The 12,105-nt window shown below is 33.6% G+C and carries 9 protein-coding genes; 2 read left to right on the top strand and 7 right to left on the bottom strand.

What is annotated here, in order from left to right; genetic code table 11:
• The first annotated feature begins 60 nt into the window (after positions 1–60).
• Positions 61–1,287: a 2-oxoglutarate dehydrogenase complex dihydrolipoyllysine-residue succinyltransferase gene (gene odhB, locus LNQ49_RS11420; RefSeq protein ID WP_229988958.1), complete on the top strand. Its 1,227-nt coding sequence runs from the start codon at positions 61–63 to the stop codon at positions 1,285–1,287.
• 126 nt (positions 1,288–1,413) lie between these two features.
• On the opposite strand, the gene LNQ49_RS11415 is transcribed toward odhB, so the two are convergent.
• Together LNQ49_RS11415 and LNQ49_RS11410 are read right to left on the bottom strand one after the other, a co-directional pair.
• Positions 1,414–2,931: a T9SS type A sorting domain-containing protein gene (locus tag LNQ49_RS11415; RefSeq protein WP_229988956.1), complete on the bottom strand. Its 1,518-nt coding sequence runs from the start codon at positions 2,929–2,931 to the stop codon at positions 1,414–1,416.
• 108 nt (positions 2,932–3,039) lie between these two features.
• The gene (locus LNQ49_RS11410; protein ID WP_229988953.1) at positions 3,040–3,876 is read right to left on the bottom strand and encodes a hypothetical protein; all 837 of its coding nucleotides are present in this window, start codon (positions 3,874–3,876) and stop codon (positions 3,040–3,042) included.
• Positions 3,877–4,081: 205 nt separating this feature from the next.
• On the opposite strand from LNQ49_RS11410, the gene LNQ49_RS11405 reads away from it, so the two are divergent.
• On the top strand, positions 4,082–5,050 hold the full coding sequence (locus LNQ49_RS11405; protein WP_229988952.1) for a C1 family peptidase: 969 nt from the start codon (positions 4,082–4,084) through the stop codon (positions 5,048–5,050).
• 54 nt (positions 5,051–5,104) lie between these two features.
• Here the strand turns inward: LNQ49_RS11405 and LNQ49_RS11400 are convergent, their stop codons facing one another.
• The 5 genes from LNQ49_RS11400 to LNQ49_RS11380 form a co-directional block, all read right to left on the bottom strand.
• A complete protein-coding gene (locus tag LNQ49_RS11400) occupies positions 5,105–5,542 on the bottom strand; it encodes a retropepsin-like aspartic protease (RefSeq protein ID WP_229988951.1) in 438 nt (145 codons plus the stop codon).
• The gene (locus LNQ49_RS11395) at positions 5,494–8,160 is read right to left on the bottom strand and encodes a CHAT domain-containing protein (protein WP_229988950.1); all 2,667 of its coding nucleotides are present in this window, start codon (positions 8,158–8,160) and stop codon (positions 5,494–5,496) included. Before LNQ49_RS11395 ends, LNQ49_RS11400 begins: the two co-directional genes overlap by 49 nt.
• 74 nt (positions 8,161–8,234) lie before the next feature.
• Positions 8,235–10,187, bottom strand: coding sequence for a PKD domain-containing protein (locus LNQ49_RS11390; protein ID WP_229988949.1), 1,953 nt, complete (start codon positions 10,185–10,187; stop codon positions 8,235–8,237).
• A gap of 184 nt (positions 10,188–10,371) precedes the next feature.
• Entirely contained in the window at positions 10,372–11,358 is a 987-nt protein-coding gene (locus tag LNQ49_RS11385) for a hypothetical protein (RefSeq protein ID WP_229988948.1), read from the bottom strand.
• A gap of 77 nt (positions 11,359–11,435) precedes the next feature.
• Complete coding sequence (locus tag LNQ49_RS11380) at positions 11,436–12,020, bottom strand: hypothetical protein (protein WP_229988947.1); 585 nt, start codon at positions 12,018–12,020, stop codon at positions 11,436–11,438.
• Positions 12,021–12,105 lie beyond the last annotated feature (85 nt).

Genomic DNA, 12,105 nt, shown 5'->3' with positions numbered 1-12,105 from the left:
AGAAAAGTTGTTTTCAAAACAATTTAAAAACATAAAATTCATAATTTAAAATAATAAGACATGATTTTAGAAATGAAAGTCCCATCACCAGGGGAATCAATAAAGGAAGTTGAAATTGCAACTTGGTTAGTAAAAGACGGAGATTATGTAGAAAAAGACCAAGCTATCGCCGAAGTTGATTCTGACAAAGCAACACTTGAATTGCCAGCAGAAGCAAGTGGAACAATTACATTAAAAGCCGAAGAAGGAGATGCAGTAGCAGTAGGAGCAGTAGTTTGCTTAATCGATACTAGCGCAGCAAAACCATCTGGATCAGCTCCAGCAGCTGAGGCGCCTAAGGCAGAAGCTCCAAAAGCGGAAGTTAAAGCAGAAGCTCCAAAAGCAGCTCCAGCAGCAACTACAACTTATGCTTCAGGAACACCTTCGCCAGCAGCAAGAAAAATATTAGACGAAAAAAATATAACTCCATCAACTGTTTCAGGAACAGGAAAAGATGGAAGAATCACTAAAGAAGATGCTTTAAATGCAGTACCTTCAATGGGAACTCCAACAGGAGGAAACCGTGGTTCAGAGCGTACAAAACTTTCAATGTTACGTCGTAAAGTAGCAGAAAGATTAGTTGCAGCTAAAAATGAAACAGCTATGTTAACTACATTCAATGAAGTTAATATGACACCAATAAACAATTTGCGTAATGAGTACAAAGATGCATTCAAGGCTAAACATGCAGGTGTTGGTTTAGGATTCATGTCTTTCTTTACAAAAGCAGTTACAAGAGCTTTAGCATTATATCCAGACGTAAACTCTATGATGGATGGTGACTATAAAGTAGCTTATGATTTCTGTGATATCTCAATCGCAGTATCTGGACCAAAAGGATTAATGGTTCCTGTTGTTCGTAACGCAGAGAATTTGACTTTCCGTGGTGTAGAAGCAGAAATCAAAAGATTGGCTATTAAAGCACGTGATGGACAGATTACAGTTGATGATATGACTGGTGGTACATTTACAATTACTAACGGAGGAGTTTTCGGAAGTATGTTGAGTACACCAATTATCAATCCACCACAATCAGGAATCTTAGGAATGCACAATATTATTGAGCGTCCGATTGCTGTAAATGGAAAAGTAGAAATTCACCCAATGATGTATGTAGCACTTTCTTATGACCACAGAATCATTGATGGTCGTGAGTCAGTAGGATTCTTAGTTGCTATTAAAGAAGCATTAGAAAATCCAGTTGAATTATTGATGGATAACAATCCTAAAAAAGCATTAGAGTTATAGTTTATAATAATTTTCAATTGAAAAGCCGTTTAGTTTTACTAAACGGTTTTTTTTATTAGAATATTTTATAAAAAAAAGCCACCATTTAATATTAATGGCGGCTTTCTATTGCAACGTGTACGGTATTTATTCCTTTACAATCTTTATCGTTTTCTCGCGACCTTCAGATTTTACTTTAAGAAAATAAATTCCTGTAGCAACATTAGATAAATCAAGATCTGAATGCAGACCATTTATTTTTTTATTCAAAATGACTTTTCCAGTTAAAGAAAAAAGAGTTGCTTCATCAATTACCGCTGAGTTTTCGATACTTAATAAGTTCTTTACAGGATTAGGATGGTATTTAAAATTGCCAAGTACAAAGTCAGGATTTGATAACGTATTTAGTTTTACCGTTACTGCGAGCCTTTCTTTGCTTTCAATTCTATTAATAGTTTGAGAAGCATAATAAGTTACGCCATCAACTAAAACGGTTGTTAAGGGCAAAGATGCTTCGTTCAGTTTTTTAGTCTTTCCAGAAGGAGTAATTGCATTACTATACCATTTAATATCTGTAACGGGAATATCAATATCTGCGAGTGTTTGACCAGTAGTAAGATTCAAGATAATAGCTTTTTTACCCTCTACTAGAGGTGCAGGCGGGTTGATTATAAGAGATGTTAAGCTTAAATAGCAATTGTTAGAGTCTTTTATAAGTACTTCGTAAGTGTCTGGAGCTAGGTTTGCAAAAGTATTATTTTCTGAAAACTTATATAAAGCAGGTGAAATTGCATAAGTGTATTGATTGGATCCTCCATTTGCGGTAACTTTTATCGTTTGATCCGTAATTGTAGTAGTAGCCGAAAGTATTTGTGGTTCGTGAATTTCTATAAAAGAAATTTCATTACATCCCATTGCATCTTTTATAAGTACAGTGTGTCTACCTGCAGACATATTACGGAAAGTATAAATGTTGTCATATACAGTCGCAAAAGCATTTGGATTTTCTAGAATAGAGCAGTTATATGGAGGGGTTCCTCCAGATACAAATGTCATTATTTCGGCGTTGTTGTCGCCATTACATCTTGGCATCGTTGCTACAGTCCTCACTTCTAAACGGGGGATAGTTATGTTTTCTACAACCTTAATCGCTGAAGCGGTGCACTCATTATTATCTAAAGTGTATATAGTATAGGTTCCTGAGCTTACATAAAAAAAGTTTTCTTTTTGGTACTTAATTCCGTCTATTGAATACCGGTATGAAGGTGAACCTCCTGTAGCATTTAAAAATAATATTGGGGAACTACATCCTAAATATTTAATTGTTGCGTCTACAGCTAAATTAAAGTTTATGTTTAAACGGAAAAATTTTAGGGTAATGTTTCCTTTATTATTAATTCGGACATAAATATTTTTAGATTCACTTGTACTTACATATGAAGTCGGATTTGGAATTGTATTAGTGTTGTTTGTAGCATCATCGCTACTAAGATGATAGCTAATTGTAGTTTCGGAAGGATTTAAGTCCCCAATTATTTCAGATTTTTTAATAGTCAAATCAAATTGGGTATCTCCATTACAATGTATAATAGGGCTAACTATGCTAATTTGTGCATAAAAATTAAAGGTGGTAAATAATAATAGATAAAGTAAAGTTTTTTTCATACGTATAGGTTTGTTAAAATGATGCGGCAAATATACTTAAAAAACGGAATTATAGTTAAATGTGTTGCAATGTGAGGTTTAATTTGGTAATTAATTGAATACTCGTTCTTAGGTTGTAGTTTTTTTTATGTCTTGGTTTTCTATAGCCGAGTTTATTCTGGTTGATATTTCATTATAATCAGGATTGTAGTTGTCCCAGATTTTCCATGTATTATTTCTTTTTTTTATAAAATAAGTTTGTCGGTTTACTCTATTAAAAACAATTGAAATATTGCCATTTTCATCTTTCCATTCTAGATTCCAAAACTCTTTTACGGTAATAATAGCTATGTCCTCAGTGATACTGGAAACTCTAAAATCAAAAATTTCAAAATTAGATCGATTGTTTATGCAGTTCAAATGATAATTCAATCTCGAATAATTCTCAAAAAGATCCTTGATTCTTTTTGAGAATGGACCTTCAATAAAGACATACTGAGATAAGTTTGAAATGGTAATCTCAGGTAATTTTTTCAAACTATTGAATTCCTCTTGGCAATAATCAGTGACTAATGTTTCAAAAAAAGAGGCAGATTCTTTTTTGTTTTCAGATTCCAAAGGTTTGTTGTAATCTTCAGCTTCACAATTCAGAAAGCTATTTAAGGAAGGATGCCCAATAAAAATGGCTAGTTTGTCTAAGCTCTTTAAGAAACGTAAATCAGAATTTTTGGTTTTAGAGGTATCGTTGGTGAAAATTCTTTGTAGTGTGGCACTAGAGATAGAACATCCAAGTTCATTTCTTTTAGAACCTTGCATAAATTCTGATTTTTCTAAGCAATCAGAGATTATTTCCGATAGAATAATGTAATGAGCCCTTTTCCATTCTTTAACGCCTGATAAGGTGCTATTTTGTATGGTAGAATGGGATTTTATGCCCTGTATTAGTTTGTCTATTATGATTTCCATGTTATAAATGTTTTTTTATAATTGACATTGATTTTCTTCGGTAATTAAATACAATTCTTGTTAATAAGAGCCTGTGTGGCACAATTGTGTATGAGATAAGTTATAGTTATGAGTCTGTTAATGTTAATATTATGCCAAAATTACTAATAAATTCGTTAAATGATTTTATGAATGAAATAATTAATTAACTAAAAACAACAAAACCATGAAAAACCTACTAAGTAAAATTTCCATTAAAAAAATTGCTCTCTTACTCTTTGCATTGCTAGCTTTTTATTCTTGCGAGAAAAGTAATGATCAACAAGAAGGTGATGTTCAGGAGAAATTAATGGATGGAGATGTGAATCTTCTGGATAAAGGAAGATATGGACTTGCCCCAATGTCTGATGAATATTTAAAGAATATTCAGTTTCTATCACCAAACGAATACCGCTTAAAAATTGCTCAACTAAGACCAGATTTAGTTACAGAAACTCAAAAGTCAACTTTAACAGCCAAAGTAGCTGCTTCAAAAAACTTACCTACGCCACCAGTTGGAGATCAAGGAAATGAAGGGTCTTGTGTAGGTTGGGGAGTTGGTTATGCAGCACACAGTATTGCCAGATACCTAAATAACACAGTGCATCAAAATGATTGGAGTAATGCTTCAAGAAGTGCAGCATACGTTTATAATCAAATAAAACTAGGTAATTGTGGTGCTGGTTCCTATCCAAATGATGCTATGAACTTAATAAAAAATCAAGGAGAATGTGGCAATGCACAGATGCCTTATATTGCTGGAGGATGTTATACACAACCAACTACACAACAAAGAAATTGGGCAGCTGCGAGAAAATCAGGCGGATGGTTTAATGTAAATCCAAGAAGTGCTGCAGATATTAAGTACTATCTTAATCAAAATTATGCAGTTGCAGTATGTTTTGATGTAAATCAAAGTTTTTATGACATCCGTAATAACAATCATGTTTGGTCTAATCTGTATGGTAGTAGACAAGGTGGACATTGTGTGTGTATTGTAGGATATGATGATGCAACACAGCTTTTTAAAGTACAAAATTCCTGGGGTGCAGGCTGGGGACGTAGTGGTTTCTTTTACGTAACGTATAACAATATTGCTAATGGAGCTTTTAATTGGGCAGGATGTATTATTCCTAATCCATCGGCAAATTCTTAGTTTTTAGATTTATTTAAATTTTAAAAAGAGGCTAGTTTTATAACTGCCTCTTTTTTATTGCAGATATACATAATGATTATAGTAATCTATAATTGCTTTGCCTTGTAGTAAAACATCGGCTCCAATAATACCATGAACAGGTCTGGCTTTGTACTGACGCAACGCTTCGTTTACATGCGAAAGGTCAAAAATTACCAAAGCAAAATCCAAATCTTTCCAAGAGCCAATCTGTAATATATTGTTGGATGCAGTTTGAGTAAGCATTCCAGTTGCTCCAGCTCCAGCAGCTTTAGTCTTGGATGCTTCGGCACCCAATGCAAAACGCTCTATACTTTCAAATCCTACACAAGTATTAGAAGCACCAGTATCTAAAATGAAATTTCCAGAAATACCATTGATTTTGGCTTTTATCAAGAGATGCTGTGTTTTGGTAACTTTGAATTTTATTTTTTTGTATTTCTCTTTTTTGAGGACTTGGTGAAGGTTTTCCATTTTTGATAGGGATTGAAAATCAAAAATAAACCAATTACACTCAAAAAGCTAATGATGTAAAAGATATAATTTGTTGGTTTTTCTTCAGAAGAAATGGAGCCATAATACACAAAAGAACTCCAATAATAAGGAGATTTTTTTGCATTAGGAATTGATTTGTCGTTTAAGAAATTAAGTTTAGCATTTGTATTGGCTTCAAAATAAGGAATGTTGTTTTTGATATTTTTATAAAAATCGGACATGAAAACGGATGTTGTATAATCATTTACTTTCCATAACGAAAACAATAAGTTTTGTGCTCCTGCAAACTGAAAACCTCTTGCAATACTCATTGCACCTTCGGCTTTATATAGTTTTCCAATTCCAGTTTCGCAGGCACTTAAAACTACTAAATCTGGATTTAAAGTAAGATTATACAATTCAGAATATACTATTTCTTGATCATAGAACTTGATGCTTGCTGGAGTTTCGATATCGCCAGAAGAAGCATGTGTACTTAAATGTAAAATGGAATAATTTGTAGCATCATTTTTAAAATTATCAAAAGTAGCATGAGAATTCTCAAGAAATTTTCCTTGAAAATTGGCCTGTATTGATTGTAATTCCTTTTTAGAATAGCTTAATTCATAAGCCGTTTTTTCGAAAACTGGAAAAATACCTAAAACTGTTTTTGTCGAAATAGAAGTTGGTTTTGCATTGACATAAGAGTTAGCCGAAACATTGTACGCAATTCTGAAGTCATTTACTAAATAATGCATTTTAGCAAAATTGGTTGTAGTAGACTCTCGAGTAATCAAAGCTTCAAACGGTAGGAAATTTAGAACTCCATCGGGAATGATAATAAGGTTTTTGTAAGTGATGTTTGATGGTAATTTGAGCATTTTATAAACGGCTTTCCCGTTTCTGTTATATCCTGAAATATCATTGGTGATTGCACTGGCGTTGCTAAAATAATTTATGAAATGCATAATTTCTGGCATTGCAGTATCAGTGATATTAAAATGGTTTAATTCTATCTGCTTATTTTGTAATGTGAAATAATAAACTTCTTCAAAACCCATAAAGTAATAAACCATTACAGCTTTATCATTCTCTAATTTTGACAATAGGGTTTTTAAATCACAGTTTTCTGGAATATAATTGGGGTTTTGAGAGTGTAATTGCTTTAGGTAAAGCATCAGTTCATTTTGTTTTTTTATAGTTTTATTGATGTTAGAAATATTAGCAGAGTCTCCTTTTTGCTGTTCTTTTATGATGTTATTATTTAAATTTTGAAGCTGCTGCAAAAGTGATTTTTCTTCGGTAGTTGCAGTTTTAATGGTCGAACGATAACTTTTTAAAATACCTGATTTGGTTCTTTCAGACAATTGAAATGCTTGCTCTAGATATTGAATCTTGTTTTCTTTTTTATACAATCGGTTATAAATCGATAGACATTTCTCGGTACGATTACGAGCGCGTATTTGGTTAACAATCTTGGAATTCTCATAAACCAGTACATTCATTAATAAATCCTCAATATGAAAAGAAAGATGAAAAGCATCGAGTGCTTTTTTGGGTTGATTTTGTTTCAAGAAAATATCAGCTTGTAGATCAAGCAAATCCATTAAAACAGTTTCGGCATATAATTCGTTTTGGATTGGTAAACTGTTTTTTTGTTCTGAATAATTCGGAAGTAAAAGTTTGTAAACAGTACTAACTTGCTTTGAGCTCTCGTCATATTTTTGTTGGTCAAAAAGTAATAAAGCCTTTTCGTAATACAACTTAGCTATTTTTCTTGGTTGTTGGTTTGGGGTTTGAAAAAACAATGCTTCTGCTTTTTGAAGATAAGAATTTGCAATATCAAATTTTTGCCATTGTCTGTTTAAAGTGGCTAGATTTCGATATGAATTTGATAAAGCTTCTGATTGATTCTTTTCATTTTTCAAATATTTTATAGCCGATTCAAACGCATTTCTTGCATTGTCACGAGTTTCGGGTCTGATTAGGTTTGCTGTGGAGCTTAATAGATAACTATTCCCAAGATTGTTGAATAGAATTCCTTTTTGAATATTTGATAAACTCTCCGTTTTTAAAGTGTTTTCGAGTAGATTGATTGCTAATGTAGTTTTACCAGAACTTTGGTAAACATTGGATAAATTAAGAATAGCTGCAAATCTTTGTTTTTGAGCATCAGGATAATTTTTGGAGGTGTTTACAATAAAAAAATATTGTTTTATTGTGTTTTCAGCGCTATCATAATCACCCAAAGCAGTATATAAATTGCCCAAAGGTTTCAGACAATATTCGATAATGTCGTAATCTTTCAGTTTGTTTTTCTCATAAACCTGCCAAGCTTTTTCGTAGCTGTTAATTGCTTTTTCTGATTGTCCAAACTGATTTTCATAATAGGCTTTGTTGCAGTTTAAAACTACGATTGCTAGTAACTCATCTTTACTTTTAGGTTTTGTGTTTTTCCAGAAATTGGCTTCGTAAACAGTAAGATTCTGTAAAGCTTTAGCTGATGGATTGGCAATAAAAGCATCAATTACTTGATATGTTTTATCTGCTTGATTCTGCCCAAAAGAGATTGAGCTTATGAAGAAGAAAATTAAAACATATAAGTTATGTAAGTTCATATCAGATTGGTGTTGACTTTATCTAAGCAGTTTAATTAAATGTACTTACATCGCTCATATTGTTAAAGAAAATGCTAAAACTTCCAAATTCCATAAAACTGGAAATAGTTAAAATTCTGCTCAAAATTAATTACATAACGTGCACCCAAACTTGGACCAATTCTGGCAAAGCCAGCAGTTAAGTCAAATAAAAGACCGGTTTTAAAATCGGTAAAAGTGGTTTTGACTGTGTTTGATTCTATTTTTGTATCCATTAAAAACTGATCTGTTCCTCCTTCGAAGCTTTCAGTTTTTATGGTTTGATTTTGTTCTTGCGAAACATTGATATTGGCTTGCAAACCTGCGCCAACACCTATATAATTGTTGATGTTGTACCGAATAAGGATTGGGACTTCCCAATTGATATTCTTGTTTTCGGTGCTAGTTGTTATTCGTTGAAATTGTTTTACACCATTTGGATTTACACTATTTCCTTCTCTTACCGTAACACCACTTTCATATTTGTTTATAGCGTTAAGCCATTCAGCTTGCCAATAAAAGCGATACGATTTAAAAGGAGAAATGGTTGCGCCTACAAAGTAGCTTGTCGATTTGTCTAAATCGGGATATAGATTGTAACCCGCTTTTACACCAATGGATATTCCGGGTAAGAATCGGGTTGTAGCATAATTGGTAATAATAGGTTCGTTTTTGTCGAATATTATGGCAGTTCTACTTCTTGTTTTTACTTTATGAAAGTCCTCACTAAATTTCATAGAGTATTTGACAAAGCCTTTGGTGCTATCTTTTTCTTTTACGTTTTTTTGTTCGCTTCCGGGTAGGTAAATGTTCTTGAAGATAAAGAAAATTTGATTTTTTTTAATGATTGTATCCAAACAACTTGTTGTGGGAATTTCATCTTTGGGACAAATTGGGCATTTGGGATACATGTCTTCTATTTGAAACGTTTTTTTGTCAAGCATATCTGGAATGTCGGTTTCTAGTCGAATCATTCTTGCAGGGCCTTCGCCATTATTTTGAAAACGAGTTTTGAAATTGACTCTTTTAAAACGCACCAATCTATAATTCATAAAACTTCCGTTAGATCCCATTTTGTTTGGGTCATGAGAAGTTACGATTTCCATTTCTAGATTTTTTATTTTATGATTTTTATAACTTCGATTCGGTACAAAAATCCCACGCATAGTTACTGTTGCGCTGGTGTCTTTAATCATTTCGGGAGTGGTTTTGAATGTGTAAAAAACATTTCGGGTTTCACTCGGATTAGCATCGTCGAATTCTAAAACAGAAACATTATGATAGGTTTTATTTGCATCGAGTAGGGAAGCTTCAAGGTCTTCTTCGGTGGTTGTATTTCGGTACTTTTTTATTTTGGAGGTATTTTCGGTTGTAGCCAGATAGGATTTAGTATCGTCAAGATCATTAACCATAGCGATTGTGTTTTCTTTTATTTCGCGTTCACCAGCGTAGGTTCGGAAATCAGTTAATTCGAAGTTGTTGTTTTTGAATTGCTTTTCGTTATAAAAGAGATAGAGTTTTCCGCTGGAAACATAGCTTTCGAGATTTTGATAACTTACTACAACAACCATTTCTTGATCAGGGATTGGATCGCAATTTTTTATGATGGCAAATCCGTTTTGGTCAGCAATCGACGCAATGTCTTTGTAATTGGTATCACTAATGTCATTGATTGCTACTTTTTTCGGACGAGTAGCAGGTGGTTTTCCATTGTCGTAATTGTTGGTTACTGCCAATCTTGTGGTATATGTCCCTTTGTTTTTATACACGTGTTTGGGTTCGGCAGCTTTGCTGTAATGTCCGTCACCGAGTTCCCATAGATAGGAATAATTTGGTTTTGGTGCGCCAGAAATTGGAATTAATGGTGGTGTTTCAGGTTTAAAAGTTACCTGATTTCCGTTTTGGTTGTAACTAATATTCGCTCTTCGGGTTATGGTGTCTTTTACTTTGGTTTGGGCAAACACCATTGTCGATGAAAGAAAAATTAAATAGCATAAAAGTTTTTTCATAGCCGAGGGGGTTTTTAGCCCTGATGGGAGCGACATCCTTTTTCTAGTTTCTTTAGCTAGGAAAAGATATAGCATACAGCAGGATTAGCTTCTTGAAATCTGTTTAAAGAATTTAAAATCAGGATTAAATGTAAAAAAAAGTGATGAGCAAATCACCACTTTTTCTTAAAAAGTATTTTGTAAGTTACTGAATAGCATTGATTGCTGCTACTAGCTGAGCTTCACTACCGACTGTTGTTTCGGCAAGTGTGAAAGTATAAACATCATTGGCAGCAACTGTAACTGCTTTGATTGCGTAACGCCATTGACCATTACTTTCGGTTACGAAAATCACATGACAAGCTAAACCAATTGGGATTTGTCCGTAATGTTCGCTAAATAATCCTTCAGGAGTATACTTGTCTAATTTTGCAAGGGCGTTGGTTCCCTCTCCATCATAAGACAAATAGATTGCACTATTGTTATTGTCATAACCATCGGGAGCATCTACAAGTAAGGTTGTTTTAGGTCTTGGATCGCTGTAGAAACGGTCAACATTTGTCCATCCAAATTTTCCAAATGTTACATAATAATTTGTTCCTTCGCCTTGTACACCACCTTTTCCGTTACCGCCAGTTGCATCTGGTTTAGCTTCATTCCATGCTAATTCTCCTCTGTCATCGATTACACCTGTCCATAAAGTCATAGCATTATCCACCCCGTCTGTTAAGGCTGCAGGAACAATCATGTTCATATAACAAGATGTTGCAAGTTCAACACCACCTTGTGTTGCTTTAATGAAGAATTCACCTCCAGATATCAATAAGTTTTTCTTTCCATCGGGCATAACTCCCATTGTAGGTTTGTTTGTTATCAACATATTTCCTTTGTCAAAAAGTTCAATGTATTCAATATCGACTACTCCAGTAACAGGATTTCCGTTTTTGGTTAAACAGTCCCCATTGATAGTTAGTTTAACTCCTTTGGCAGAAGTGATTGTTACTGCTCCAGTTCCAGCTGTTATTGTAAATTTTTGTGTATTTCCTTTTACTCCTTGTTCACTAATGCTCTTAAAAGCTCCAGAAGTAGGAGGCAAATTTAAATTGTTGTTGTCGCCATCGCTGTTGTCGCAACTTACTAATGTGATTATCGCGAAAAATAAAAGTCCGATTGATTTAAAATTTGTGTTCATGATTTCTAGTTTTAATAGTTATTATAGTAATAGATGTTTGGGTTGAGATAATTGTTACCCTTGTTTTTGGTTTATTTTTAAATTACTTTAAAACCAAGGGCAATATAAGGTTGTGCGTAATTAGGAACAGGGCCACCAGCACCATAAAAATTGGAACTTAAGAAAACGGCATTGCCTTGTGTTATAGGATAAGGCACTGTTGTGAAATTGGTTTTTCTTAAAATACGTCCTACGGTTTGATTGAGTGCTGTGTAACCAGGAAGAATCGTTCTTTTTACAGTTATGATATCACCTGAAGCAACTGGTACTGGCGTTATAGATTGATAATCTAAGGTAGTTTGAGAAAAAGTATGAACGCCTGTGTAAGTCGCACTTGTAGTTGTGTTTGTAATTTCTATAGTATAACCGCCTGTGTAGGTACTCGCATTTTGATATCCTACGGTACAAATTTCTCCATTTGCGTTAATTTGGATTGTGTATTCATGTGTTTCCAAATCCATTGTAGTAATATCGTCGTATCCGTTTGCGGTTGTAAAAGCAGTTGTAATAAGTGTAGAAACATAAGTAGAGTCGCAAACATTATTAGTTGGATCATTGTCATTATCACAACTCGAGATTGTAAAAGCTGCGATGCATAATATTAAAATGGGTAGTGTTTTCATGATTTCTAGTTTTAATAGTTATTGTAGTAATAGATGTTTGGGTTGAGATAATTGTTACCCCCTTATACTTAATTTTTTTTCGATT

The organism is Flavobacterium pisciphilum (assembly GCF_020905345.1).
GTDB lineage: Bacteria > Bacteroidota > Bacteroidia > Flavobacteriales > Flavobacteriaceae > Flavobacterium > Flavobacterium pisciphilum.
Note: the sequence above shows the minus strand (reverse complement) of the source record. Positions and strands in the feature narration are given on the sequence as shown.